Annotated in this window: 28 protein-coding genes; 11 read left to right on the forward strand and 17 right to left on the reverse strand. The window is 70.3% G+C overall.

The window, feature by feature from the left end; genetic code table 11:
• Positions 1–17 precede the first annotated feature (17 nt).
• Positions 18–917: a TIGR03619 family F420-dependent LLM class oxidoreductase gene (locus tag ACIBO2_RS26815; protein WP_358555801.1), complete on the forward strand. Its 900-nt coding sequence runs from the start codon at positions 18–20 to the stop codon at positions 915–917.
• On the opposite strand, the gene ACIBO2_RS26820 is transcribed toward ACIBO2_RS26815, so the two are convergent.
• Positions 914–1,483, reverse strand: a complete 570-nt coding sequence (locus ACIBO2_RS26820) for a DinB family protein (RefSeq protein WP_397300211.1) — start codon at positions 1,481–1,483, stop codon at positions 914–916. The two genes, ACIBO2_RS26815 and ACIBO2_RS26820, sit on opposite strands and share 4 nt — an antisense overlap.
• Before the next feature lie 61 nt (positions 1,484–1,544).
• On the opposite strand from ACIBO2_RS26820, the gene ACIBO2_RS26825 reads away from it, so the two are divergent.
• Together ACIBO2_RS26825 and ACIBO2_RS26830 are read left to right on the forward strand one after the other, a co-directional pair.
• Positions 1,545–2,636 (forward strand): YafY family protein, encoded by a 1,092-nt coding sequence (locus ACIBO2_RS26825; protein WP_358555807.1) that lies wholly within the window; start codon positions 1,545–1,547, stop codon positions 2,634–2,636.
• A gap of 18 nt (positions 2,637–2,654) precedes the next feature.
• A complete protein-coding gene (locus ACIBO2_RS26830) occupies positions 2,655–3,026 on the forward strand; it encodes a hypothetical protein (RefSeq protein ID WP_358555810.1) in 372 nt (123 codons plus the stop codon).
• Positions 3,027–3,035: 9 nt separating this feature from the next.
• Here ACIBO2_RS26830 and ACIBO2_RS26835 read toward each other — a convergent pair whose 3' ends face one another.
• The 3 genes from ACIBO2_RS26835 to murQ form a co-directional block, all read right to left on the reverse strand.
• A complete protein-coding gene (locus ACIBO2_RS26835; protein ID WP_358555813.1) occupies positions 3,036–4,007 on the reverse strand; it encodes an aldo/keto reductase in 972 nt (323 codons plus the stop codon).
• An 85-nt stretch (positions 4,008–4,092) separates the two neighbouring features.
• Positions 4,093–5,148, reverse strand: a complete 1,056-nt coding sequence (locus ACIBO2_RS26840) for a serine hydrolase domain-containing protein (RefSeq protein WP_358555815.1) — start codon at positions 5,146–5,148, stop codon at positions 4,093–4,095.
• Positions 5,149–5,317: 169 nt separating this feature from the next.
• Positions 5,318–6,217, reverse strand: a complete 900-nt coding sequence (gene murQ / locus ACIBO2_RS26845; protein WP_358555818.1) for an N-acetylmuramic acid 6-phosphate etherase — start codon at positions 6,215–6,217, stop codon at positions 5,318–5,320.
• Between the two features lie 57 nt (positions 6,218–6,274).
• Here murQ and ACIBO2_RS26850 point away from each other — a divergent pair, with 57 nt between their 5' ends.
• Positions 6,275–7,396 (forward strand): DUF1343 domain-containing protein, encoded by a 1,122-nt coding sequence (locus tag ACIBO2_RS26850; RefSeq protein ID WP_358555821.1) that lies wholly within the window; start codon positions 6,275–6,277, stop codon positions 7,394–7,396.
• A 41-nt stretch (positions 7,397–7,437) separates the two neighbouring features.
• On the opposite strand, the gene ACIBO2_RS26855 is transcribed toward ACIBO2_RS26850, so the two are convergent.
• From ACIBO2_RS26855 to ACIBO2_RS26890, 8 genes are all read right to left on the reverse strand, one after another.
• Positions 7,438–8,412: a GNAT family N-acetyltransferase gene (locus ACIBO2_RS26855; protein ID WP_358555824.1), complete on the reverse strand. Its 975-nt coding sequence runs from the start codon at positions 8,410–8,412 to the stop codon at positions 7,438–7,440.
• Positions 8,409–9,419 (reverse strand): ABC transporter ATP-binding protein, encoded by a 1,011-nt coding sequence (locus ACIBO2_RS26860; RefSeq protein WP_397300217.1) that lies wholly within the window; start codon positions 9,417–9,419, stop codon positions 8,409–8,411. The genes ACIBO2_RS26855 and ACIBO2_RS26860 overlap by 4 nt, the downstream gene beginning before the upstream one ends.
• Entirely contained in the window at positions 9,416–10,405 is a 990-nt protein-coding gene (locus ACIBO2_RS26865; protein ID WP_358555830.1) for an ABC transporter ATP-binding protein, read from the reverse strand. Before ACIBO2_RS26865 ends, ACIBO2_RS26860 begins: the two co-directional genes overlap by 4 nt.
• A 2-nt stretch (positions 10,406–10,407) precedes the next feature.
• Complete coding sequence (locus tag ACIBO2_RS26870; protein ID WP_358555833.1) at positions 10,408–11,313, reverse strand: ABC transporter permease; 906 nt, start codon at positions 11,311–11,313, stop codon at positions 10,408–10,410.
• Positions 11,310–12,317 (reverse strand): ABC transporter permease, encoded by a 1,008-nt coding sequence (locus ACIBO2_RS26875; protein ID WP_358555836.1) that lies wholly within the window; start codon positions 12,315–12,317, stop codon positions 11,310–11,312. The genes ACIBO2_RS26870 and ACIBO2_RS26875 overlap by 4 nt, the downstream gene beginning before the upstream one ends.
• A 3-nt stretch (positions 12,318–12,320) precedes the next feature.
• Entirely contained in the window at positions 12,321–14,144 is a 1,824-nt protein-coding gene (locus tag ACIBO2_RS26880; protein ID WP_358555839.1) for an ABC transporter substrate-binding protein, read from the reverse strand.
• 150 nt (positions 14,145–14,294) lie between these two features.
• A complete protein-coding gene (locus tag ACIBO2_RS26885; protein WP_358555842.1) occupies positions 14,295–15,257 on the reverse strand; it encodes a zinc-binding alcohol dehydrogenase family protein in 963 nt (320 codons plus the stop codon).
• 15 nt (positions 15,258–15,272) lie between these two features.
• Positions 15,273–16,463: a M20 family metallopeptidase gene (locus ACIBO2_RS26890; protein ID WP_397300224.1), complete on the reverse strand. Its 1,191-nt coding sequence runs from the start codon at positions 16,461–16,463 to the stop codon at positions 15,273–15,275.
• A 53-nt stretch (positions 16,464–16,516) separates the two neighbouring features.
• Between ACIBO2_RS26890 and ACIBO2_RS26895 the strand changes: the two genes are divergently transcribed.
• Both ACIBO2_RS26895 and ACIBO2_RS26900 read left to right on the forward strand, forming a co-directional pair.
• A complete protein-coding gene (locus tag ACIBO2_RS26895) occupies positions 16,517–17,305 on the forward strand; it encodes an HAD-IIA family hydrolase (RefSeq protein WP_225291503.1) in 789 nt (262 codons plus the stop codon).
• A gap of 42 nt (positions 17,306–17,347) precedes the next feature.
• Positions 17,348–17,971, forward strand: coding sequence for a hypothetical protein (locus tag ACIBO2_RS26900; RefSeq protein ID WP_397300227.1), 624 nt, complete (start codon positions 17,348–17,350; stop codon positions 17,969–17,971).
• On the opposite strand, the gene ACIBO2_RS26905 is transcribed toward ACIBO2_RS26900, so the two are convergent.
• Positions 17,934–18,401: an NUDIX hydrolase gene (locus ACIBO2_RS26905; protein WP_358555851.1), complete on the reverse strand. Its 468-nt coding sequence runs from the start codon at positions 18,399–18,401 to the stop codon at positions 17,934–17,936. The genes ACIBO2_RS26900 and ACIBO2_RS26905 overlap by 38 nt on opposite strands.
• A gap of 83 nt (positions 18,402–18,484) precedes the next feature.
• Here ACIBO2_RS26905 and ACIBO2_RS26910 point away from each other — a divergent pair, with 83 nt between their 5' ends.
• Positions 18,485–19,405 (forward strand): acyl-ACP desaturase, encoded by a 921-nt coding sequence (locus tag ACIBO2_RS26910; protein ID WP_358555857.1) that lies wholly within the window; start codon positions 18,485–18,487, stop codon positions 19,403–19,405.
• Between the two features lie 171 nt (positions 19,406–19,576).
• On the opposite strand, the gene ACIBO2_RS26915 is transcribed toward ACIBO2_RS26910, so the two are convergent.
• A complete protein-coding gene (locus tag ACIBO2_RS26915) occupies positions 19,577–20,359 on the reverse strand; it encodes an aldo/keto reductase (protein WP_397300806.1) in 783 nt (260 codons plus the stop codon).
• A gap of 544 nt (positions 20,360–20,903) precedes the next feature.
• On the opposite strand from ACIBO2_RS26915, the gene ACIBO2_RS26920 reads away from it, so the two are divergent.
• Together ACIBO2_RS26920 and ACIBO2_RS26925 are read left to right on the forward strand one after the other, a co-directional pair.
• Positions 20,904–21,590: a hypothetical protein gene (locus ACIBO2_RS26920; RefSeq protein WP_397300230.1), complete on the forward strand. Its 687-nt coding sequence runs from the start codon at positions 20,904–20,906 to the stop codon at positions 21,588–21,590.
• A gap of 51 nt (positions 21,591–21,641) precedes the next feature.
• Complete coding sequence (locus ACIBO2_RS26925; RefSeq protein WP_397300232.1) at positions 21,642–22,916, forward strand: zinc ribbon domain-containing protein; 1,275 nt, start codon at positions 21,642–21,644, stop codon at positions 22,914–22,916.
• Here ACIBO2_RS26925 and ACIBO2_RS26930 read toward each other — a convergent pair.
• On the reverse strand, positions 22,909–23,157 hold the full coding sequence (locus ACIBO2_RS26930; protein ID WP_358550396.1) for an aldo/keto reductase: 249 nt from the start codon (positions 23,155–23,157) through the stop codon (positions 22,909–22,911). The genes ACIBO2_RS26925 and ACIBO2_RS26930 overlap by 8 nt on opposite strands.
• Before the next feature lie 117 nt (positions 23,158–23,274).
• Between ACIBO2_RS26930 and ACIBO2_RS26935 the strand changes: the two genes are divergently transcribed.
• Positions 23,275–23,838 (forward strand): NAD(P)H-dependent oxidoreductase, encoded by a 564-nt coding sequence (locus tag ACIBO2_RS26935; protein ID WP_358550398.1) that lies wholly within the window; start codon positions 23,275–23,277, stop codon positions 23,836–23,838.
• Positions 23,839–23,897: 59 nt separating this feature from the next.
• Here ACIBO2_RS26935 and arfB read toward each other — a convergent pair whose 3' ends face one another.
• Entirely contained in the window at positions 23,898–24,305 is a 408-nt protein-coding gene (gene arfB / locus ACIBO2_RS26940) for an alternative ribosome rescue aminoacyl-tRNA hydrolase ArfB (RefSeq protein WP_358550678.1), read from the reverse strand.
• Between the two features lie 113 nt (positions 24,306–24,418).
• Here arfB and ACIBO2_RS26945 point away from each other — a divergent pair, with 113 nt between their 5' ends.
• Positions 24,419–25,246, forward strand: coding sequence for a hypothetical protein (locus ACIBO2_RS26945; protein WP_358550400.1), 828 nt, complete (start codon positions 24,419–24,421; stop codon positions 25,244–25,246).
• A gap of 17 nt (positions 25,247–25,263) precedes the next feature.
• Here the strand turns inward: ACIBO2_RS26945 and ACIBO2_RS26950 are convergent, their stop codons facing one another.
• Positions 25,264–25,542, reverse strand: coding sequence for a helix-turn-helix transcriptional regulator (locus ACIBO2_RS26950; protein WP_358550402.1), 279 nt, complete (start codon positions 25,540–25,542; stop codon positions 25,264–25,266).
• Positions 25,543–25,697: the final 155 nt, after the last annotated feature.

Raw genomic sequence — 25,697 nt, forward strand, 5'->3', positions numbered from 1 at the left:
CGTACAGACTAGAGGTCATGAGAATAGGTTTCGCCGTGCCCCAATCCGGGCCATGGGCCACGCCGGGCAACATGCGTCGCGTCGCCGCCCGCGCCGAGGAGCTGGGATATCACGAGCTCTGGACCTTCCAGCGGGTGCTCTATCCGGTGGGACATCCGATGGGACCGACATATCGCAGCGTGCACGACCCGCTCGTGACGCTCGCCTACCTGGCCGGGGTGACCAGCACGATCCGGCTGGGCGTGGCGATCGTCAACGCCTTCGTCCAGCCGGTGCCGCTGGCCAAGCAGCTCGCGACGCTGCAGAGCGTCTCCATGGGCAGGCTGACGGCCGGGCTCGGGCTGGGGTGGCTGCGGGAGGAGTTCGAGGCGGCGGGGGTCGGCTTCGAGCATCGGGGGCGCAGGGGGGAGGAGTTCGTCCAGGTCCTGCGCAAGGCGTGGCAGGACGAGGTGGTCGAGCACCACGGGGAGTTCTACCAGGTGCCGCGCTCCCACATCGACCCCAAGCCGTCGCCGGCGCCGCCCATCCTGCTCGGCGGCACCGCCGACGTCGCGCTACGGCGGGCCGGGCGGCTCGCGGACGGCTGGATCAGTTCGAGCCGGGAGGACCTGTCGGCGGTCGCCGGGCGGATCGAGCTGATCAAGTCGGCGGCAGCGGAGGCGGGCCGCCGCGACGCCGACGCGCTCCGCTTCGTCTGCCGGGGCGTGACCCGCGTACGCCCGGAAGACGCTGCGGATCGGCAGCCACTGACGGGCACCTACGAGCAGATCAGGGCGGACGTCGGCGAACTGGCGGCCCAGGGGGTCACGGAGGTCTTCCACGACCTGAACTTCGACCCGGAGATCGTCACCTGCGACGCCAAGGAGGCGATGCGCCGCGCGGAGGAGGCCCTGGAGGCCCTGGCACCCTCCGCCTAGGCGCGCTGCCGGGTGTGCAGGTGGAGGTCGCGGAGCAGGCATACCTCGGCCAGATGGTGGATCAGCTCGCGGTTGATGTGCAGCACCAGCGCGGACAGCGGATACTTGGCGTACGGTCCCTCCGCCTTTCCGCACGGGCGGGCGAGGCCGGCTTCGCCGAGGGACTCGACCCCGGCCAGCCACGTGGCGTACTCCGCGTCGAGCTGGGCCAGCGCCGCGTCCGCGGTCGCGGCGTACTCGAACGACTGGTAGTCGGTGGGCGCGCGACCGAAGTGCGCGGCGTTGCGCACCGCGAGCACGCCGACGATCACGTGCCCGAGCCGCCAGGCGATCGTCGTGAACGGCGGCGGATCGGGCATCGGTATCGCGAAGTCGATGGTCATCGCGCCGGACCCGGCCCGCACCGGCGCGTCGCCGGTGCCGCGCGGGCGCACGCTCCAGCAGCCGGGCGCGGGCTCCCAGAAGTACTCCTCGTCGGTGAGCCCGTCGAGGCGTTCGCGCACCTGATGGGTCCAGTGCCAGTCGGTCTGATCTCGGAGCAGGGTGTTCCAGGTCTGGTCGGTCATGGGTCCAGCCTGCCGCAGATAGCGGACAGGATCGTTCCGCTATCCGTGGAACGATGAGCGCGTGACTGTCGAGGCGACGACCGAGCGGGTGCTGCGGCTGCTGGCGCTGCTGCAGCACCGGCCGTCCTGGACCGCCACTGAGCTGGCCGCCGAACTGGGGGTCACCGACCGCTCGGTGCGCCGCGACGTGGAACGGCTGCGCGCGGTCGGCTACCCCGTGCACGCGACGGCGGGCGTCGGCGGCGGCTACCAGCTCGGCGCGGGCACCCGGCTGCCGCCGCTGCTCCTCGACGACGAGGAAGCGATCGCGACCGCGGTGTCCCTGCGGATGGCGTCGGGGGGCACGGTCGCCGGGGCGGGGGAGGCGGCACTGCGGGCGCTCGCGAAGCTCGACCAGGTGATGCCACCCCGGTTACGGGCCGAGGTACGGGCGGTGCACGGCGCCACCGAGACCCTCGTCGGCCCTGGGACCGAGATCGACGCGGAGCTGCTGGTGACGCTCGCGCGGGCCTGTCGCGACGCCGTGCGGGTGCGATTCCGATACGCCGGACGCGCCGGCGCGGAGCGCGAACGCACGGTCGAGCCGGTACGGATGGTCGCCACCGCCCGCCGCTGGTACCTGATGGCCTGGGACGTCGACCGCGACGACTGGCGCACCTTCCGGCTGGACCGGATGAGTGAGGTGCTGGCGACGACTTGGCGCTTCCGCGCGAGGGAGCATCCGGACCCGGTCGCCTACGTGCAGCGGTCCGTGACCGAGGCGCCGTACCCGTATCTCGCCCGGGTGCGGGTGCACGCCCGGCCCGACGAGGTGCGGGAGCTGGTGCCGCCCCAGGTGGGGCGGGTCGAGGACGATCGCGACGGATGGTGCGTGCTCGTCGCCGGTGGGGAGAGCCTGGACTGGCTCGCCGTGCACGTGGCCCGACTGGGCTTCGAAGCGCAGGTGCTGGAACCTCCGGAGCTGCGGGAGGCCAGCGCCTTACTCGCCCGCCGCCTCGCGGCGATGGCCGGAACGGCTGACGGACATGGTGAGGTTGAACGAGGTGAGGTTGAACGAGGTGAGGTTGAACGAGGTGAGGTTGAACGAGGTGAGGTTGAACGAGGTGAGGATGAACGAGGTGAGGATGAACGAGGTGAGGATGAACATGCATGAGCAGGAACTGATCGAGCCGTGGGAAGGCGTCCTGATCACTCCAGACGTCATCGGCCACACGGGCGTTCTTGTTCTGGCGGGTTCGAGCGGACGTTCGCCGGCCTGCTCCCGGCCGCCGAGATCCCCATCGAGGAGAGCAGGGCCGACGTGCTGCTGGTGGCGGGAGGGGATGATGCGATGTGGCCGCCCCTCCCGTTCGCCGAGCGACTCGTGGCCCGTCGCGGCACCGCTCGCCTGATCAGCCGGGCCGAAGCCGGCCATCGCCCACGTCTTCCAGGTGAAGGCCCGGCTCCCGAAGGGCCGCGGTTCCTTTACGGGGGTGACGCCGCCGACGACGCCGAGCTTGGAGCGGCCGCCTGGCCGCACATCCTCGATCTGCTTCGCGGCTGACCTGAGCGATCACTGCCACTTCAGCGAGCTTCGCGTCGTCCAGTAGGTCTGGGGGTCCTCGGTCAGCGTGGCCAGGCGCTCGTCCAGTTCCGTGTCCCAGCCGACCCCGATCGCGGTCAGGTTGCTGTGGAACTGATCCACCGAGGCGGCCCCGCTGAGCACCACGCCGGCCCACGGTTGCGCGAGGACGGCGGCCAAGGCCAGTGCGTCCGGCGCGAGACCGCGCTCCCCGGCGGCACGGACGAGCGCCGGAGGGGCGGCGTGGGAGGTCAGGCGGCCGTTCGCCACGCCCTCCTTGACGATCACGCCCAGGCCGGACCGGTGCGCCCGGGCCAAGGCGGGGCCGGCGGCTCGCTCCAGCAGGTTCCAGGTGGCCTGGATCGTGTCGAACAGGCCGATCTCGATCGCCCGGTCGATGGTGTCCGCCTGGTGCGGGCCGGTCGTGGACAGGCCGACCGAGACGCCCCCGGCGCGCAACTCGCGTAGTTCGGCCAGGATGTCCTCGTCGCCGAGCACGCCGCTTTCGACGGTGGCCGAGTGGATCTGGTAGAGCGAAAGGTGCTCGCCCAGCAGTGCTCGGGTCTGGTCCAGTTGGTGGCGCAGCCGATCGGCGGACAGTTCCTTCACCTCATGCCGGTCGGCGTCCATCCGCCAGTCGCCGACGTAGGCGTACCCCCACTTCGACCCCACGGTCACGGCCCCGGGCGCGATGGCGCGCTCACGTAGCCAGCCGCCGAGGAACTCCTCGGCTCTGCCGTAGGAGCGGGCCACGTCGAAGTACCGTACGCCGGCCGCCAGCGCCGCATCCAGCACCGCCCAGGTCCGCGCCCGCATCGCGGCGACGCTGCGATCACCGCCGAGATCTTCGTCCCGGCCGAGTGTGATGTACGCCGGCCGGCCCAGCGCGGCCAACCCGATCCCCACCGGCGTGACCGGCAACCCGCTCCGCCCCATCGGCCGCACAGCCAGCTCATCACGCATCTCGGCGCCCCTGCTTTCATAGTCGGTATACCGCTCGGGATGATGTCACACCAGCGCTTTGACCAGGAGCGATGGGGGTCCGGTGTCAGGACGCCGCGAGCCGGAGCGCCTCTCCCGCGACCGCGTGACGCAGGCCGCGGATGCCGTCGCGTCCCCGCACCGGGTGTACGGCGTTCGTCAGCAGCACCACGGTCAGCCGGCGGGCCGGGTCGACGACCAGCGAGGTGCCGGTGAAGCCGGAATGGCCGAAGGCGGCGTCCAGCGGTCCCACGATGGCCGGGTCGCCGATCCGCACGCCGAGGCCGTGCCGGAACGCCGCGCCCTCCGCTCCCTGGTCGCGGACCATCTCGGCCACGGTCTCCGGGCGCAGCATCGCGCCACCGCCCAGCCGCAGTGTCTCGCCGAACGTCAGCAGGTCGTCGGCCGTCGCGAACACCCCCGCGTGCCCCGCCACACCGCCCAGGCCGTACGCGGTCTCGTCGTGCACCTCGCCGCGCACGCAGCCGGGTCCCTGGCGTTCGGGCTTCCACTCGGTGGCGGCGACGCGCGGGAGCGTCGCCGGGCCTGGGCGGTAGCCGGTGTCGGTCAGGCCGAGTACGCCGGTGACCCGTTCGCCGACCAGCGCGTCCAGCGGCGCGCCGCCCGCCAGTTCGGCGATGCGGCCCACCATGACCATGCCCACGTCGCTGTAGAGGTACGGCCCGCCGACCGGGCCGGTGACCGGGGTGCCGACCATCGCCGCCATGCGCGCGGCCGGATCGGCGCCGGGTAGTTCGAGGTCTATGCGGCGGGTGGGCCGCAGGCCGGCCGTGTGCGTGAGCAGGCGTCGCAGGGTGACCCGGGGGTCGGCGCCCGGCAGCCAGGCCGCCACCGGCTCGTCGAGGTCCAGGCGGCTCTCCTCGGCCAGCGACAGCACCACGGCCGTGGTGAACAGCTTGCTGATCGAGGCCAGATCGAAGACCGAGTCGCGGGCCGCCGCCGGCCGCTCGGCGGTCAGGGTGCCCTCCAGATCGGCATAGCGGACGAGCTCCCCGGCGACGGCCGAGGCCGCCACCGAGCCGTCCACGGAGATCACCGCCACCGCCGCCGAGCACACGCGCGGCACGCCGTCCGCCAGGATCGCGTCCAGCCGATCGGACATCGTTCAGCCTCCCCGTAAGTCCGCCGGCTCGTGGGTTCACCGCGCCCACGAGCAGTTCCGGGCCGTACAGGAATCCGGTCCGTCAAGCAGTCCGGCCCGTGATACAGCCCGTCAGTCGCTCAGCCGCTCAGCACGTCGCTCAGTCGCTCAGCTGCTCAGCACGTCGCTCTCAGCTGCTCAGCGCGTCGCTCAGCCGCTCGCCGTGCGATTCCAGCAGGGCGCGGGCCCCGTCGGCGTCGAGCCCATGCTGGATCATCAGCACCGCTATCTTCGCCTGTCCGCCCGCCGCGTCCAGCGCCTTGCCCGCCGTGTCGTTGTCGGCGCCGGTGATGTCGCGCACCATGCGGAGCGCCCGGTCCGCCAGCTTGCTGTTCATCGCCGACATCTCGATCATCTTGTTGCCGTACGTACGGCCGAGCCGGACCATGGAGATGGTGGAGATCATGTTGAGCACCAGCTTCTGAGCCGTGCCCGCCTTGAGCCGGGTGGAGCCGGTCACCACCTCGGGACCCACCACCACCTCGATCGCGTGCTCGGCGGCGGCCGACAGGGGCGCACCGTCGTTGCACGAAAGGCTGACGGTCAGCGCGTCCCGCCGGGACGCCTCCGCCAGCGCGCCGAGCACGAAAGGCGCCCGCCCGCTGGCCGACACGCCCACCACCGAGTCGAGCGGGCCCACCTCCAGCTCCGCGAGCGAGGCGGCGCCCGCTTCGGCGTCGTCCTCCGCGCCCTCGACAGAGCGGGTGAGCGCGTCCAGACCGCCCGCGATGATGCCCTGGACGAGCGACGGATCGGTGCCGAACGTCGGCGGGCACTCGGAGGCGTCGAGCACGGCCAGCCGCCCCGACGTACCGGCGCCGACGTACAGCAGCCGCCCGCCCTCCGCCATGCGCGCGGCGATCGCGTCGATGGCGGCGGAGATGACCGGAATCGCGACGGCGACCGCGGCGGGCACGGCGGCGTCGGCCTGGTTCATCAGCCGGGCGACCTGCTCTGTCGGCAGCCGGTCGATCTGGCTGTAGCGGGGATCGCTCTGTTCGGTGGGCAGCTCGGGGAGCGGATCAATCATGACGCTAATTTCCACCCTCTACTTCTCTCTTGTAAATATCTTTCAGACAATGGGTTCATGACGTACGTACGCACTGGCGCTGAACGGCTGGCCACGGATCCCACCCTGGCGGGCGGCGACCGGCTCGGCCTGATCACCAACCCCACAGGAGTCCTGCCTGATCTGACCCCCACGACGGACGCCCTCAGCGCGGCCGGAGTGCCGCTGACGGCGCTGTTCGGCCCGGAGCACGGCATGCGGGGCACCGCTCAGGCGAACGGCGGCGAGTCCGACACGATCGACCCCAGAACCGGCCTGCCCGTCTTCAACACGCACAAGGTCTCGGGCGCGGCACTGGACGAGGTGGTGGCCGGCTCCGGGGTCGACACGCTGGTGTTCGACATCGCCGACGTCGGCACCCGCTTCTACACCTACATCTGGACCATGTACGACCTGATGGCATCGGCGAGCAGGCTGGGCCTGCGGTTCGTGGTGCTGGACCGGCCCAACCCGCTCGGCGGGACCATCGAGGAGGGACCGCTGCTCGACCCGGAGTTCGCCAGCTTCGTCGGCAGATTCCCGCTGCCGGTACGCCACGGCAGGACCGCCGGGGAACTGGCCACGCTGTTCGGCTTCGACCTGGACCTGCGCGTGGTCACCATGGACGGGTGGCGGCGCGGCATGACCTTCGCCGAGACCGGGCTGCCCTGGGTGATGCCGTCGGTCAACATGCCGACCGTCGAGACCGCGTACGCCTACCCGGCCACCGGGCTGTTCGAGGGCACGAACTTCTCCGAGGGGCGCGGCACCACCCGGCCGTTCGAGCTGGTCGGTGCCCCGTACGTCGACGACCGCTTCGCGCCCGCGCTCAACGCGCTCGGCCTGCCCGGGGTGCGGTTCAGGGAGACCTGGTTCACGCCGACGTTCCACAAGCACGCGGGCACGACCGTGCACGGAGTCCAGCTGCACGTGCACGACCGGGAGACGTACCGGCCGGTGCTGACCGGCCTGTCGATGCTGCACGTGGCTCGCGCGCTCTACCCGGGCGAGCTGGCCTGGTGGGGGCCCGAGCTGTTCATGGACCACCTGTGGGGCTCCGACACGCTCACGAGGTGCCTGGACGCCGGGGAGGACCCACGTACCCTCTGCCCCGACCCCGTCCACCCTGAGGGACAGCTCCTCTACGGAGGCCGCGTTTAGCGGCGCACCGAAGGTTGCGGGATCCGTACCGGCGTGCGACATCACGCCAGATCGCGTCGGTAGAGCCAGAAGACGCGTTCGGCCCGCGCGCCCACGGCGTGCGAGTAGAACCGCAGCGGCCCGACCCAGCCGATCTGCGCGCTGGACAGTCCGGCGGCGCGCATCTCGGCCAGGCAGCGGCGCAGCAGCACGCCGCCCACGCCGAGCCCGCGCGCCTCGGGCGCCGTCCCCATCGGCCCGAACCACGCGGGCCGCGCCCCCCAGGCGGCGAACCCCAGGATCCGCCCGTCGCGCTCGGCGTAGTGCAGCCCGGCGGCGTTGGCGGCCTCCCAGGCCCAGTTCTCGTTCCAGTGCTCACGCACAAAGGCGGCGACCCGCTCGCGGTCCGCCGCGTGCCCCCGCTCCGCCGAGTCCGAGGCCGCGTGCACGCTCACTCCGGCCTCGGCCAGCCGTACCGGCTCCTCTTCGACGGACAGGTCCGCGCCGAGGTCGGCGGTCATGTTCCAGGCCACGTGATAGCGCTCGTAGCCGAGGCTCTCCGCCAGGCACGCGGCGGCGGTGTAGCGCACGTCGATGCCCGGCCAGGCGTAGCAGGGCGGGTTCCCGGCGAAGCGCGCCTGCCTCGCCCCCTCCGACCGCAGCCACTCCTCGGCCGCGCCGACCAGCGCCCGACCGTGCCCCCGACCCCGCGCGTCAGGGTGTACGGCCAGCAGATCGAGGTGCCCGACGGCCGGATCCTTGGCGGACACCGAGGCCATGACGACCCCGCCGTCCATCACCAGGGCGGTCCAGCGCCGACCGGCGGGCGGATGCGCCAGCCGCTCGACCAGGGCCGCCCCTTCGCCGCCGTCCAGCGTCAGCGCCGCCCGCGCCACCTGCGCGGCGCCCGCGAGGTCGGCGGAGTCGGCCTGCCGGATCACCTGCGCGGCGCTTGCGAGGTCGGCGTCGGCGTGCCGGATCACCTCCGCGGCGCCCGCGAGGTCGGCGGAGTCGGCCTGCCGGGTCACCGGGGTCACACCTCGCTCATCGGGCGTGCGATGACGCTGCGCCGCCGCGGGTAGTAGCAGGCGTGCTCCTGAGGTACGCCCTCCGTCACCTGGAGCAGCGGCCGCTCGCTCGTGCACCCGTCGCCCCGGAACGGGCACCGGGGCGCGAACAGGCACCCGCTGTCGGAGTGGTCCGCGGCGAGCGCCTCCAACGGCACCACCGGCTCCTCACCGGGCCGCTCCAGCCCGTGCAGGACGGGGATGGCGGACAGCAGCGACTGCGTGTATGGATGCACCGGATCGGCGATGATCGTGTCCACCGGCCCGCGCTCCACGACCTGGCCGCGGTAGATCACGTACAGCTCGCCGTCGCCGCCGATGTAGCGCGCGGTGGCCACGTCGTGCGTGATGAACAGCACGCTGACGCCCAGCCGCTCGCGCAGGTCCTTCAGCAGCGCCAGGATGCCGAGCCGCAGCGACACGTCGATCATCGAGACCGCCTCGTCGGCGACGAGCATCTCGGGGTCGACGGTCAGCGCGCGGGCGATCACCACGCGCTGCCGCATGCCGCCCGAGAGCTGGTGCGGGTAGCGCGACAGGACCGTTCCGGGGTCGAGGCCGACCAGCGACAGCACCTCGGCGGCCCGCTCGTCGATCCAGCTCTTGGGCCGGCCGGTCTGCCCGGCCCGCAGCGCCAGCGGCGCCTGGAGGGTCTGGTAGATCGTCCGGGTCGGGTTCAGCGCCGAGTAGGGGTCCTGGTGGATCATCTGGATCTTGCGGAAGTGCGGCTGCCGCTGCTTGACCTTCAGCGGCGACATGGGCGTCCCGTCGATCGCGATCTCGCCCGCGTCGTAGGTCTCCAGCCCGGCGATGATGCGCCCGAGCGTGGTCTTGCCGCAGCCCGACTCGCCGATGAACGAGGCGGACCCGCCCTTGGCGATCGCGAAGTCCACGCCGCGCAGCGCCGGGACCTCCCGCTTGCCCAGCATGTTGCCGCGCTGCTTGAACGTCTTGGTGACGCCCGTCCCGGTAATCACGAAGCGTGCTCCTTCACCGTCACCGCGTGGCAGGCCACGAACCTCGCCCCGTCCGCCACCACCGAGGGATCGACGGTGTCGCACACGTCCATCCGCAGCGCGCAGCGCTCCCTGAACACGCAGCCCTCCTTGGGCACCGTCGCCAGCGTCGGCGGCCGTCCCGGCAGCGCGCGGGCCTCGTCGATGTCGCCGACCAGCCGGGGGATCGCGTTGATCAGGCCCCTGGTGTAGGGATGGCGGGGCGCGCCCAGCACCTCCCTGGTGGGCCCCTGCTCCACCAGGCGTCCGCCGTACATGACCGCGAGCCGGTCGGCCACCTCGGCCACCACGCCGATGTCGTGCGTGATCACCAGGGTGGTCAGGCCGCGCTCGGCGTGCACCTCGCGGACGATCTTCAGGATGTTCGCCTGGGTGATCATGTCCAGCGCGGTCGTCGGCTCGTCCAGCACCACCAGGTGCGCGTTGAGCACCAGTGCCAGCATGATGCCGACCCGCTGCCGCATACCTCCGGACAGCTCGTGCTGGTGCGAGTCCAGCACCCTGGCCCCGTCCAGACCCATCCGGCCCAGCAGTTCCCTGGCCTCGCGGACCAGGCCGGGCAGGTCCTCGACGCCGTGCGAGCGGCCCAGGTCGAGGAGTTGCTTGCCGACCGTCTTGAGCGGGTTGAGGGAGTTCTGGGCGGCCTGGAAGACGTACCCGATGTGGGCGCCCCTGGCCTTGCGCAACTGCTCGCCCGCGAGCCCGACCACGTCGCCGAGCCCGTCGATCTCCACGCTGCCCGCCGAGATCCTGCCCGGCGGCTGCACCGCGTTGAGCAGCGACAGGGCCAGCGTCGACTTGCCGGATCCCGATTCACCGACGATGCCGGTGATCGTGCCGGGCTCCAGGGTCAGGCTGATGCCGCGTACGGCGGGCAACTCGCCCGCCGGCGTCTTGTAGACGACCGTGAGGCCGTCGATGCGCACTCCCGGCGCTTGCTCCGCCACTGCTACTCCTCACGCAGCCGGGGGTTGAAGATCTCGTCCATGGCGTCGACCACGAGCACGATGCCAAGGGTGAGCAGCAGGATCGCCAGCAGCGGCCCCAGCAGGTAACCGAGCGCGTTGGGTGTGATCATGGCGCCCGCCTGGAACACGGCCAGGTTGAGCATCACGCCCCAGTTGTTCGCCTCGTACGGCAGCACGCCCAGGAAGAACAGGCCCACCTGCGCGTAGACGGCGCCGGTGACCGCGATGAGCATGTTCATCGCGATGTACGGAGCCATGCTGGGCAGCAGTTCCTTGCTGATGATGTGCCTGGTGGACAGGCCCAGCCCGCGCGCGGCCTCGATGAAGCCGCGTTCACGCAGGGACAGCGTCTGCGCGCGCACGGCCCGCGCCACCCCGCCCCAGCCGAGCAGGCCGAGCACCAGGCCCATCTGGATCGGGCTGCCGAACTTCCAGACCATCGCCAGGACCAGCAGCAGCGGCAGGCCGGGGATGGTGAGCTTCATGTCGGTGATCCGCATGAGCACGCTGTCCCAGCGGCCCCGCTTGAACCCGGAGAACAGGCCGAGCGTCGTACCGAAGACCACCGTGATGACCGCGGTCACCGCGGCGCTGAGCAGGACGTAGCGGGAGCCGGTGATGACCAGCGCGAGCACGTCCCTGCCCTGGGGATCGGTGCCGAACCAGTGCGCCCAGCTCGGCGCCTGGGTGATGGCGTTGGTGTCGCCCGGCAGCTGGTCCGGATAGAACAGCGGCCCGAAGGCGCCCATGAACGCGAAGCCGGCGATGATGATCACCCCGGCCAGCCGGCTGGGCTTGCGCTTCATCACCCGCCAGACGCCGAGCCAGAAGTTACGGCGCATGGTCGCGGCGGCGGACGCCGTCTCAGGGATCAGCACGGTGCTCATGTCGAGTCCTCTCCGCCGCGCACCCGCGGGTCGATCACCGTGTAGAACAGGTCGGCCACGATGTTCGCCACGATGACAGCGGCGGTGATCAGCAGGAACGCCCCGCCCATCAGCGCGTAGTCGCGGGTGTTGATGCTCTCGATGAGCAGCCACCCGAGTCCCGGATAGTTGAAGATCTTCTCGATGAAGACCGCGCCGCCGAGCAGCAGCCCCAGAGACAGGGCGAGGATCGTGAACAGCGGCAGGATCGCGTTGCGCGCGATGTAGCGGAAGATGATCGAGCGCTTCATGCCGCGCAGCTCGGCGGCCAGGATGAAGTCGTCGCCGAGCACGGTGACCACGCTCGACTTCATCGCCAGCACCCAGCCGCCGTAGGCCGACAGCGCGTAGGTGGCGATCGGCAGCACCGCGTGCTCGGCCAGCGAGCCGAGGTAGCCGGCGTTGAACCCCGGCTCGAACATGATGTCCACCGGCCCGTCGGCGGGCAGGATGGGGATGAGCGTGGCGAAGATGACCACGAGCAGCATCGCCAGCACATACTGCGGGATGCCGTGCAGCAGCGAGCCGGAGATGGCCAGGGCGTCGCCCAGCTTGCTCTTGCGCTTGATGGCCGCGTAGACGCCGAGGATGACGCCGACGAGGAAGCTGAGCAGCGTGCCCCCCAGCACCGGCAGGATGGTCCACTTGGCCGCCTCGCCGAGCACGCCGAGGACGGGCTGTCCCGGGCGGCTGACCGAGGTGCCGAGGTCGAAGTGGAGCAGCCCGCCGATGTAGTCGGTGTACTGCTGCCACAGCGAGCCCGTCGGCTGGAACCCGTACAGCACCTTGACGGCCTGCGTGGCCGCCTCCGGAGACATGCCGCTCTGGAGCAGCTTGTCGTACTGGGCCGCCATGGGGTCGCCCGGGATGTTGTTGATGATGAAGAAGCTGATCGTCGCCACTACGACGATCATGACGAAACCGCGGGCCAGGTGGCCCGCGAGTCGTCGTGCGATAAGTGTCATAAGTTACTGCTTCGACTTGACCATGCCGAGCTGGATCCACACACCGGACGCGAGCACGCCGGTGCCGAGACGAAGGATCTCGTCGTCGTGGGGCCAGCCGGTGAATCGGCTGTTGTTGACGAACTGGTTGTTGACGTAGTCCCAGAGCTGGATGACCGGCAGGTCCTGGTTGGCCGCCGTCGCCAGCTGCGCCATGATCGGCTTGGCCGCCTCCTCGTTGGCCGAGTTCAGCTTGCCGGTCAGCTCACCCGGGTCGATCTTGGTGCCGTTGACGTCGATCTGCTCGGGGCCGCCCATCCAGTTGCCGTTCTTGCCCGCCGGGGAGTGCTCGATCTTGCCCGCGACGTTGGTCCAGCCGTTGGAGGCACCGTAGAGGCGCTGGAAGATGTCGTACGGCGCCGGGCCGAGCGCCATGAGCCAGAAGCCCACGTCGTACTTGCCGGCCGCCAGCTCCTCAAGGTAGACGGGGTAGTCGGGGCTGGTCTGGATCTCCGCGTCGATGCCGGCCTTGACCAGCTGGCTCTTGATGTTCTCCTGCGCCGACAGCCAGTCGGAGAAGCCGGCCGGCGCGTGCATGGACACCTTCCACGGCTTGCCGTCGGCCAGCGTCCACTTGCCGTCCTTCTTCGTCAGCCCGGCCGACTTGAACTCCGCCTCGGCCTTGGCCGCGTCGGGCTTGTACGGGTCGAGCTTCGGAAGCGTGTCGGGGATCCAGGCCTGCGCGGCCTTCTGGTGGATGCCGCTGGTCGTGACGGCCGGCGTGCCACCCTCGGGCGAGGCGACCTTGGTGACCTGGTCGCGGTCGATGAGGTAGGCCAGGCCCCTGCGCACGTGGACGTTGTCATAGGGCTTCTTGGACTGGTTGAAGGCCATGCTCACGGCCACCGGCGAGTAGCCCTTGATGACCTCGTTGCCTGGGCCCTGCTTGATCCGGTTCATCACGTCCGTGGGAGCGGCGACGAATCCGGACTGGTCGAGCTTGCCGGCGGTGAGGTAGTTCCAGATCTGCTCGTTGCCGGTGTAGTTGAGGAACTTCACCTGCGCCGGAGCCACGTTGGCGGCGTTGTAGAAGTTCTTGTTCTTGACCAGCAGGGCTTCTCCGGGGTTGACCCGCTCCAGCACGAACGGACCGGCGGAGACGTCCTTGGGCGGGGCGAAGGCGATCACCTTCTGGCCGATGGCGGTGATCTCCGTGCGGGCCTTCTCGGCCTCCGCGCCGTCGCCCCGGGCGGTCTTGAGCTTGTCCCAGAAGTCCGCCGGAAGAACGCTGCTCCACACGTGGGCGGGCAGGACGGCCGTGTCGAGCACGCCGCGGGCGAACTTCGGACTGGGGCTGGCCATGTCCTGCGTGATCTTCAAGGTCTGGTTGTCGACGACCGTGACCTCCGCGGCGGCGCCCGCCGCGCCAGGGGTGACCGAGAAGGCCGTGCTGCCCTGCGTGTAGGCGATGCCGATGGACATCTTGACGTCCTCGGCGGTGACCGGCTTGCCGTCGGACCACTTGGCGTTCGGCTGGAGCTTCAGCGTGATCGCGGAGTTGTCCGGCGCGATCTCCCAGCTCGCCGCGATGCCGGGCAGAGCCTGGTTCGGGTCCGTCAGGTGGTTCTTGACCCACGCGATTCGCATCGCGTTGAAGCCCGAGAAGGAGTTGCCCTTGGGGTTGTACGGGTTGGCCGGCGCCGAGGCGTCGAGGCCGGGCCGGTTGACGTCGATCGTGGTGAAGAGCCCGCCACCACCGCCCGAGCTGGACTTGTTGGTGGAGCCACTGCTGCACGCTGTGGCAGTGGCCAGGCCCAGCAACGCTACTACCGCTGCTAGTCGCTTCATGTACCGCTCCGGGGAGTGTCGGACCTGCTTGAGGATCGCGTGGGATTAGCCGGACCCTACGGTCACGCACAGGTCACGTCAATAATCTCCAGGTGTTGTGAGGCTAATGTAACTTTCCTTCATGCCCCATGTCGATGGCGCTCGGCGCCATTAGCCCAGCATAAGCACCGCAGCCCCGTTGACCTGCCCGTCTGCCAGATCACGGAGCGCGGAAGCGGCCCTGTCGAAGGGATAGGGCGTCGTCATCACGTGCGGCGGACGCCCGAATGACAGGTCGAGATAGGCCCGTCCGTCGGCCCTGGTGTTGGCGGTCACGCTCCGTAGTGTTCGTTCCTGGAACAGGTGGCGCTCGTAGTTCAGCGTGGGGATGTCGGTGAGGTGGATCCCGGCCACGGCGAGCGTGCCGCCCCGGTCGAGCGCCGCCAGTGCCACGGGCACCAGATCGCCCACGGGCGCGAACAGGATGGCCGAGTCCAGCGGCTCGGGCGGGCGGTCTCCGGCGGAGGCCGCGCCCAGCTCCAGGGCCAGCTTCCTGGCGGCGCTGGACCTGGTGACCACGTGGATGACGGCCCCCTGGGCGATGGCCGCCTGCGCGGTCAGGTGGGCGGACGCGCCGAACCCGTAGACCCCGAGCCGGCCGCCTTCCGGCAGGTCGGCTCGGAGCAGCGCCCGATAGCCCACGATCCCGGCGCACAGCAGGGGCGCAAGCTTCTCGGCGGGCGCCCCTTCGGGCAGGGCGTAGACGTAGGCGGCGGGCACCGTCAGATACTCAGCGTAACCGCCGTCGGCATCCCACCCGGTATAGGCCGACGAAAGGCAAAGATTTTCTTTGCCGTCCAGGCAGTAGCGACAGGCCCCACAGGTCCACCGGAGCCACGCGACCCCCACCCGCTGCCCGACGTCCCCGTCCCCGCCGACCACCCGCCCGACCACCTGGTGGCCGGGCGAGATCGCGGGGTGGCGGGGCGGCAGGTCCCCTTCGACCAGGTGCAGGTCGGTCCGGCACACCCCGCAGGCCTCGACCTGGACCAGCACCTCCCCGACGCCCGGCTCCGGCATGGGCTTGTCCACCATGACCAGTAGCCGGTCCGGATCCGGAATCCATGCCTTCATCGGGCCCCCTTCAGCTCAGGACGCCAGCCGGGACAGCGCCAGAGAGGCGTACAGGGCGGCGCCGTCCGGCAGCACGGAGTCGTCGAACTGCGCCTCTGGGGAGTGGTTGTACGGCGCCGTGGCCGGATCGCGGTCGGGCGGGCACGCCCCCAGGAAGACGAATGCCCCGGGGATGGCCTGCAGCACGTACGAGAAGTCCTCCGAGCCCATCACCGGCTGCGGCGAGACGAAGTAGCGTCCGGGCCCGAACAGCTCCTCGGCGGTCCTGGAGACGAAGTCCGCCTCGGTGGGATCGTTCACGGTGACCGGGTAGCCCATGCCGAACGACGCCTCGACCGACAGCCCGTGCGCGGTCGCGACGCCCTCGACCACCTCCACCAGCCGCCGCTTCACCAGCTCCCGGTTGCCCGGCGAGAACGTGCGCACCGTCGCCTCGAAGCGCGCCTCGTCCGGGATCACGTTGTCGGCTGTGCCCCCGTGGAAGGACCCGACCGTGACCACGACCGGGTCGAACACGTCGAAGGTCCTGGTCACCATCGCCTGCAGCGACGTCACCATCTCGCAGCCCGCCTGGATGGGGTCGAGCGCGCGGTGCGGGCTGGAGCCGTGCCCGCCGCGCCCCTTCACCGTCACCTCGAACACGTCGGCCGCGGCCATGAGCGGTCCCGGCCGGGAGGCGAACAGGCCAGGGGGCAGCATCGAGGAGACGACGTGCATCCCGTACGCGGCGACGGGCCGCGCGCCCGCCGCGTCCAGCACCCCCTCCTCGATCATGTGCTTGGCGCCCTCGTGACCCTCCTCGCCCGGCTGGAACATGAAGATGACGTCCCCGGCCAGCTCCGCCCGCCGCGCGCTGAGCAGGTGCGCGGCGCCGGCGAGCATGGCGGTGTGCAGGTCGTGACCGCACGCGTGCATCTGCCCGTCGATCTGCGAGCGGTAGGGCAGATCATTGCGCTCGGTGACCGGCAGCGCGTCCATGTCGCCGCGCAGCAGCACCGCCGGACCCGGCCGGCCGCCCCTGAGCACGGCGGTGATCGAGCTGAGCGCCTTCCCCGTGGTGATCTCCAGGGGCAGCCCGTCGAGCGCCGCCAGGACTTTCTCCTGGGTACGCGGCAGCGTGAGGCCGATCTCGGGAGTGGTGTGCAGTGACTGACGCAGCCGGACGAGCTCGTCCCGCAGGTCCCGCGCGGATTCAGTGAACGACATGAACAACATTCTTCATGTGCTGGTCGGGAAGTCGATAAGGGACACTCTGTACGATGGGCCGCGTGACTCAGCGTAAGCGGATCAACTCCTGGCTTTCCGACATGGACGGCGTTCTCGTACACGAGGGCCGGCCCGTCCCGGGTGCGGATGTGTTCATCAAGCGGCTCAGCGAGTCCGGCAAGAAATTCCGGGTGCTGACGAACAACTCCATCTACACCCAGCGAGACCTGTCGGTACGCCTGGCGAACGCCGGTCTGGAGGTGCCCGCCGAGTCGATCTGGACCTCGGCGCTGGCCACCGCCCAGTTCCTCGACGACCAGCGGCCGGGCGGCTCCGCCTACGTGATCGGCGAGGCCGGGCTGACCACCGCGCTGCACGAGGTCGGCTACGTGCTGACCGACCTCGACCCCGACTACGTGGTGCTGGGCGAGACGCGTACCTACAGCTTCACGCAGATCACCCGGGCGATCCGCCTCATCGAGGGCGGCGCCCGCTTCATCGCCACGAACCCGGACCCGGTCGGCCCGTCCACCGAGGGCTCGCTGCCCGCCTGCGGCGCGGTCGCCGCCATGATCACCAAGGCCACCGACGTCGAGCCCTACTTCGTCGGCAAGCCCAACCCGCGGATGATGCGCAGCGCGCTCAACGAGATCGAGGCGCACAGCGAGACCACCGCGATGATCGGCGACCGGATGGACACCGACATCGTGTGCGGGATGGAGGCCGGGCTCTACACGATCCTGGTGCTCACCGGCGTCACCCAGCGAGAGCAGATCGACCGCTTCCCCTTCAGGCCGTCGCTGGTCGTGGACTCGGTGGCGGATCTCATCGACCTGATATGAACCTGACACTAGTTGGCAGGTAAGCCTGGCAAGGTGCCCCGTATGACGCATATCTACCTGGAGGTCGGCCCCAAGAAGGTCTTCGCCTGCTCGCTGGAGTGGCCCGGCTGGTGCCGGGTGGCCAAGGGCGAGGAGGCGGCCATCGACCTGCTCGTGGACTACGCGCCCCGCTACCGGCCGATCGCCGAGCGGGCCGGGCTGCCGTTCGAGCCGGGCGATCCCGTGGTGGTCGCCCGCGAGCAGGGCAGCGAGATGACCGACTTCGGCGCGCCGTACGCGATCCCCGAGCTCGACCAGGAGCCGATCGACGCCGAGACCGCGCGCCGCCACGTCGCGCTGCTGCGCGCCGCCTGGGGGCTGTTCGACGAGGTGACCGCCGAATCGCCGGAGGAACTGCGCAAGGGGCCACGGGGCGGTGGGCGCGACCTGTCGAAGGTCGTGGCGCACGTCACGGAGGCGGAGCGCTCCTACGCCCGGAAGGTGGATGTACGGCACAAGCCGTACAAGAGCCCGGCGGACCGCGACGCCATGCGCGAGGAGCTGGCCGAGGTGCTGTCACGCCCCTGGCAACCGCCGCAGACCACCGGCTGGCCGCCCGCCTACGCCGTGCGGCGGACAGCCTGGCACGTCATCGACCATCTGTGGGAGATCGAGGACCGCCGATGAGACGCGGCAGCGCGCTGATGTTGCGCGACAGGTAGGCGGCCACGGCCTCGGGGACGACGTGCCGGGAGGTGATCTCCGTCTCCCGCAGCGGCAGCCGGACGACCTCGTAGACGCCGCGCGACGGGTCCTCGAACTCGGGCCCGTGCCGCAGGGCCGGGTCCATGTCGATCAGGCGGCAGCCATATACGTGCTGAGTCTTGACCTCGCCCTGCCACGGATAGGTGACCGTGGTCAGCGGGGTCACACCCGAGACCGTCGCGCCCAGCTCTTCCAGCAGTTCCCGGTGCAGCGTGTGCTCCAGGGTCGCGTCCTGGGGCTCGACATGGCCGCCGGGCACGGACCAGTAGACCTGGCGCCCCGGCACCGTCCGGCGGAAGATCACTAATTGCTCGTCATGGTCAAGGAGGACACCACGGACACTCGGTCGCATAAGACCACCCTATTTGGCCGGTATGACCTTCGGGTAGCCTAACTTACGGTACCGTAACCTACAGGGAGACGATCTTGAAGGCGATGACGCAGACGCAACTTCTGCACGAGCTGGAGCCCGTGGTCGCCGGGGAGCTCGACCGCCATAACGCGATGGCGAAAGAGTGGTTCCCGCACGAATACATTCCGTGGAGCGAAGGCCGCGATTTCGACGGCGTCTACGGCGGCGAGGCCTGGCAGGACAGCGACTCGAAGCTGCCCGAGGCCGCCCGGGTCTCGCTCATCGTCAACCTCCTCACCGAGGACAACCTGCCCAGCTACCACCACGAGATCGCCACGACGTTCGGCCGTGACGGCGCGTGGGGCACCTGGGTGGGGCGCTGGACCGCCGAGGAGGGCCGGCACGGCGTCGCGATCCGCGACTACCTCACGGTGACGCGCGCGGTCGACCCGGTCGCGCTGGAGCGCGCCCGAATGACGCACATGGAGGCGGGCTTCGCCACCGAGTACGGCACGATGCTGGAGCAGCTGGCCTACGTCTCCTTCCAGGAGCTGGCCACCCGCATCGCGCACCGCAACACCGGCCGGGCCTCCGGCGACGAGGGCTGCGAGCGGCTGCTGGCCAGGATCGCCGCCGACGAGAACCTGCACATGCTCTTCTACCGCAACCTGCTCAAGGCCGCCTTCGAGCTGGACCCCAACCAGACCATGCGCGCCGTGACCGACGTCGTGAAGACCTTCCAGATGCCCGGCTCCAGCATCGAGGGCTTCACCCGCAAGGCGATGATCATCGCTCACGAGGGCATCTACGACCTGCGCCTGCACCTCGACGACGTGCTCATGCCGGTGCTGAAGCAGTGGTCGGTGTTCGACAAGACCGGCCTCGACGCGGGCGGGGAGCAGGCTCGGGAGGAGCTGGCCGAGTTCCTGGCCAAGACCGAGACGACGGCGGCCAGGTTCGTCGAGCGCCGGGCCGAACGCAAGGCTCGCGCCGCCCAGCGCTGATCGAGAGTCCGGGCCGCTCCTGACGCCGCCCGGCTCGATTCCTGGCCCGGTCGAGTACGTCCGGTCGCCGCGCGGCCGGACCTCACGGGCCAGGCTCGTTAGATCGCCGCATGGCCGGATCTCTCGGGCCTTGCTCGGCCGCCGATCACCACGGCCAGGCACGTCCGCCGATCACCAGCCGTAGCCGAAGGGTTCGCGCGGCCGGTAAGGGGCCTCCAGGCGGGCGACCTCGTCAGGGGTGAGGACGAGGTCCACGGCGGCGAGCGCGTCGTCGAGGTGGCCGGGGCGCGTCGCCCCCACGATCGGCGCGGCGACGGCGCTCGCGGCGTGCCCGGCCGCCGTGCCGTTGCCGGGCTTCTTGCCGAGCAGCCAGGCCAGCGCGACTCGCGCGGGCGGTACGCCGCGCTCCCCGGCGACGGCCCGCAGAGCCGCCACGACGCCGTCGTTCTCGGGCGCACGGTCCTCGTGGGCCGCCCTGGTGGTGGCCCGCCCTTCCCCGCCGGCCAGCAGGCCACGGGCGAGCGGACTGTACGGCAGCACGCCCAGCCCCTGGTCGGCACAGTAGGGGAGCACCTCGCGCTCTTCCTCCCGGTAGGCGAGGTTGTAGCGGGTCTGCATCGCCACGAACCTGGTCAATCCCGCCGCCTTCGCCACATGCTGCGCCTTGGCCAGCTGCCAGCCGTACATGAGGGAAGCCCCGATGTAGCGGGCCTTGCCCGCCCTGACCACGTCGTCCAGCGCCCGCATGGTCTCCTCGACGGGCGTCTCGTCGTCCCAGCGGTGGATCTGGTAGAGATCCACGTGGTCGGTGCCGAGCCGCCGCAGTGACGCGTCGATCGAGTCCAGGATGTGCTTGCGCGACAACCCGCGATCGTTGACCCCCTTGCCCATGGGGTAACCGACCTTGGTCGCCAGAACGTAGTCCTCGCGGCGGTCGAAGGGCCGGCGCAGCAGGGTATGAACCGCTGCTCATATTCGCTTTGAAAGCCTGAACATCCGCCATGATCTGTGAAGGTTTCCTCTTGGTCGGCGGCGGCGTCGGCCGGGCCGAGCATGATCGGCCCGCGGGGCGCGTCATGGGTCGGTGGGATACTCGCCGCATCGTTGCCTGCGGTGTCGCTGAGTCTGCCCGCTTGTGATGCGATGGGCTGCGGCTGGTTCTGGCCGGGCGGGCAGGCAGATTCAAAGCATTGTCGTTCACCTGTTCTACCCGCCGGGGTCAACCAATGGTAATCTTTCAATTACCGATCGTGAGGTTGTGTTCCGGGGGCGGGGGTGCAGATATGCGGGCAAACCAGCTCTCCTGCGATCGGGCCGCGCCGACCGCGCGGTGCGGCCGTTGCCACGACCGCCGCCCGGCCGGCACCCTCGCCCGTACCTGGTCGCCGACTGTCGGGCAGTGCTCACAGGACGGCCGATCCGAGCGCGGTGCGTCACCGTCCGCCCACCCGGGATTCCACCTCCCGGGATTCCGCCTGCCCGGAGGCTGGAGCGGTGCATGAGTGAACTCACTGCCACCGCTTCCTGCACCGCTCATGCGGCGGTGGTGGAGGCGAGCGGCGAGGTCGTTGCTCAGCCGCTGCTGGTGCGGCGGGTGGCCTGGCTGGCCGTTCTGGCACGCGACCTGACCGCCCGCGTGGTGGTCGCCCGGTGGAATGCGGCCGATTTGGACGCCTTGGCGTCCGGGGTGGGGTTGGACGGGCGAGGGTTGCCGTCGAAGGGCTGGATGGCTGTCCGTCGGCTGGGCTGGGGCGTGGGCCCGCCTTCGGGCGTGCATGTGTGTGATCGGGTGCTGCGGTGCGCGCAGGAGCAGGCCGCCCGTGCCTTGCGGCTGGCGCTGTACCGGCGCCGGCTGGTGGCGGCGATCGTAGCGACCTGGCCGCGGGATGCGGGTGCGCGCACCGGCGCTGAATGGGACGGGCTGCGCGCGCTGCTGCCGGACGGGGTGAGCGCGGCGGACATCCGGAACCGGACCCGGCAGATCGGCGCCTACCTCGACGAGCATGGCGTGTTCCCGGCCGATCTGATCGAGTTGGAGGGGCCGCCGAACGTTGCGGCGCAGGTGGTCTTGGCGGCGGCCGACCGGCAACTGGTGACCGTGGAGCGCACCGGCGACCGCACCGCCCGACTGCGGGTGCGGCTTCCGCTGGTCGAGTTTCCCGCCAGTGGCAGGGACTGGGCGTAGCATGTGCTGCCGATCGCGTTGCCGCCGACCGTCACACCTGAGGCGACGTTGTTGACGCCCACCGTGCGAGTGGCCAAGGGTCGGGTGCGCGTCGATCTGCCGTTCAAGATCCCGATCGGTGTCGCGCCCGCCACGGGTCATACCGTCGGGTGCGGCTTCGACTGGGGCCTCAACACCCTGTTGACCGGCGTGACAGGGCAGTTGGTTGATGGCCGGGTGATCAGTGATGGGCGGCCGTTCGCCTACGACGCGAGCGGCATCTGCGCCAAGTTGCACCGGTTGCGGGCCGAGCGTGAGCACCTGGCCGCCAAACACCGGCACCTGGAAAGGCTTCTGGCGGGCATCACGCCCGCCGATTCCCGCTACGCCGCGTTGCGTACGGCCTGGCAGCGCATCGGGGTTGAGCATGAGCGGTTGTGCGCCCGCATCCGCAACCTGAACAAGGCGCTGGCCTGGTCGGCGGCACGCTGGGCGGTCGACCACGCCGTGAGCGCCGGGGCGACGGTCATCTACCTGGAGGACCTGGCGACCCTGGAGGCGCGCGGGCGACGGGGGAGCGTGAACGCGCGGCTGTCGGGGCAGGTGCGCGGGAAGATCGTCGAGGCGATTCGGCACCTGGCGGCCAGACACTCCATCGCGGTGGTCACCGTCCCGGCGCGTGGGACCTCCCGATACTGCCCCCGCTGCGGCCAGGGTACGTCGGTGCTCATGCATTGCTCTGCTCCGGATCGGGTCGGTGAGCGGGGATGGAGGTGGGCCTCCTGCCCGGCCTGTGGCCTGTCGGGTGACCGGGACTGGGCAGCGGCCGAGCGGATCCTCGCACGCGGCCTGCTCGGCCAAAACGCCACCCGCACCCACCGCTCCACCGGCGTGCGCACCATCCACGCCGTCGTGGAGGGCAACGTGGCCCGCGCCCGACCACGACGCAAACTCACCCGGGCGGCCCGGCGCGCCCGCCGCACCCGAGCAGACCTGCATCCCCGACCAGCAGCACGCGACAGAGCCAAGAGGCGCCCCACCGCGAAACGGCCCACCCGCGTCCCGGCCAACTCAGACAACAACTCACCAGACAGCTCACGAGACAACCCGATGACTTTCAGCCGTGTGCCCGACCGGCGCACGGTGCCCGCCCCACCGCCTGCCAGCGGTGGACAGCGTCCGGCGGGCCATGCACCCAAGCCGGGACGGCACCAGCCGTACCGGACAGGGCATGTCAGGAACTCTCACCATCGGACCGGCTTCCACCACGCCAAAGCCGCCCCCGTGCTCACGCTTGCCGAGCACGGGGGCGGCCCAAAGCAGGTTACGCCCGTCCGAGTTACCTGATTCCGTCAGGCAACCACAGGGAATTCAAGACGCTGCCGGTGATCTCCTCGCTGACGTCTTCGGAGTACATGTCGGCGGTGTCGAAGAAGGTCACCCCACCCTCCACCGCCCGGCGCACGATCGGCTCGGCGGCCTCCTCGGGCAGGAACCAGGGAGAGTCCGCCGGGTCGCCGTAGCTCATCATGCCCAGGCCGATACGCGACACCTTCAGGCCCGACGTTCCCACGCGTACGTATTCCATCAGCCCATCATCCGGTAAGCCCGTGCCCCCTCTTGACCCGGAGATGGTCTTGGACATCCGCGACATCGGGAAGGTTCAGGACTACGGGCCACACATCAACATCCCTGGGAGTGAAGGGTGAGAATCTTCGGGATCGCCGCGAGCCTCCACGCGGGATCGTTCATCACCAGGTTGCTGGAGGCAATGCAGGGTGAGCTGCCCCGGGGGGCGCGCCTGGAGTGCTGGCGGGGGCTCGGCACGGTCCCGCCTCACTCCCTCGGTCCCGTACCGGAGCAGGTCGGGGGCCTGCTGCGCAAGCTGGACGAGTCCGACGCGGTGCTGATCACCGCGCCCGAGCACAGCCTGCTCCCCGCTGAGCTGGGCCACGCGCTGCGCTGGATGTCGAGCGGCGGGCGCCTGGCGGGCAAGCACGTCGCCGTGATGAGCGCCAGTGTGCGCGCCTGCGGCGCCATGTGGGCGCAGGCCGAGCTGTTCAAGGAGCTCACCGGCGCGGGCGCGGTCGTGATGGGCACGGAGCTGGTGCTCTCGCCCACCTGCCCGCACTTCGACGACCAGGGCCGTCTGACGGCGCTCTACCTGCGCGACCAGGTACGGGAAGTGGTCGGCCAGCTCTGCCCCGTACCGCACAGGACGCGGCCCGCATTCACGCCCCGTCTCGTCCTGGCGGGCCCTTCGGCATAGTCCCGGCCCCGGTCTACGGCGGGTCCTTCGGCATGGACGCGATCCATGGTGGCTGGGGGTCAGGGGCTGCGGCGCAGGCGCTTGACGTCGGAGCGGAGCTTCTTGGTGGCGATGCGGCGCTCGACCGAGCCCCGGCTGGGCTTGGTGGCGCGGCGGCGCTTGGGCGGGGGCGCGATGGCCTCGCGGATGCGCTGGGCCAGGCGCTGTTCGGCGGCCTCGCGGTTGCGCAGCTGGGAGCGGTATTCAGAGGCGGCGATGGTGATCGTGGCCGAGCCGAGCCGGTCTAGGGCGCGGGCCTTGAGCTCCGGCGGCAGCGCCGCGGTGGCCGACACGTCGAAGACGAGCTCCACCCGGCTGTCCGTGGTGTTGACGCCCTGGCCGCCCGGGCCTGAAGAGCGGGAGAAACGCCAGACGAGCTCGGCGTCCGGGATGACGACCGAGTCGTTGACGACCAGCGGGCCGGGCATGGCGGGGTGCTCCTGTTCTCCGAAGTGGAATGTCACCGTATCTGAGCTACATATGCCGAAAGCAATGGGATTTTAAATCGGTAACGCCGCTGCGACTATGGAATGAACGATCTGTGGGGGAGGCCGATTCCGTGGTGCACGTGACGGCGGTGCAGCTGGCCCTGGTGCACGTGACGGCGACGCAGATAGCCCTGACGGTGCCCCTGGCCATCGCCTCCGCCACCGGATTCCTCTTACTCCGCTGCCAGGGCAAGGGCCGGCCGTTCGGGCCAGGCGGCTGGTGGCTGGCGGTCGTCATCATCCTGCTGACCGGGCTGGTCTCCTCGGCCGTGGCGCTGGTGGGCGGTGAGCTGCTGAACAACTACCTGTCCACGGTGCTGGGCGCGGTCGCGCCGGGCGGCCTGTGGCTGAGCCAGGTGCGCTCCCGTGAGGACGACCGGCGCTCGCTGGCCAAGGAGGCGGCGACGTTCTGGCTGGTGTCGTTGCTGGCCAAGCTCGACCAGGCGATGGCCGAGGACCAGCGGGCCTGGTGCGAGAAGCGGGTCGACGACTCGTGGAGTGTCTACGAGCTGAGCCTGGCCGCCAACCGCTACCACGAGCGCATCGGCGAGCGGCTCTCGGTGGAGGAGCGCAGGAAGGAGCGGGTGCACGCCAGGCTCGACGCGATCGAGCGGCGGCTGGACGTGGCCGCGCTGGTCGAGGACGGGGCGTCGCGGTCCAAGGTGATCACCGCGCTGCGCGGCTCCCGGCATACGCGGCTGGCCAGGTATGAGCGTTACATCAATGATCTGACCCGGTTACACGGCATCCTGCGGCATGACGCTGAGAACGACGTGCTGCGGCTGCTGGCCTCGGCCTATCGGAGCGGGTATCGGTCGCTGCCCAGGTTCGTACCGCCGACGCGGTCACGAATCGCCACGCCGCTCAGACCTCACCCCTGAGACGCGTCGCTCAGGCTTCACCCATGAGAGCCGCGAGTCTCCTCGACGAGCAGGATGGACTCCTCCTCGGCCTCGCTCAGCGTGAACTCGATGCGGGCGCCGAGCGCCTTGACCACGGCGCCGAGAGTGCGGAGCGTGAGGTTCTCGTCCCCCGACAGGATCTGGCTCACCCGGCCCGGCGACACGCCCATCGAGGCGGCCAGATCGGCCCGCGAGACCTTGTGTTCACGCATATACCAAGTGATCTCGTCGACGGCGTCCTGGGCGAGACCGCCCGGGCTCACCTCGTCAGGCATGCTCCGGCGAAAGGCCATCTCGGTCCCGCTCTCAGCGTTCGGTTCCTGGTGACTCAACTTTAGCTCTACCTAAACCTTTAGGCAAGACTAAACCGGCAAACGATCTGCAAGTGGGGTGTGTCACCATCGCCTGGAATCACGGGGAAACAGGGAGG

Origin of the sequence: Nonomuraea sp. NPDC050022 (genome assembly GCF_044460705.1) — a bacterium.
GTDB lineage: Bacteria > Actinomycetota > Actinomycetes > Streptosporangiales > Streptosporangiaceae > Nonomuraea.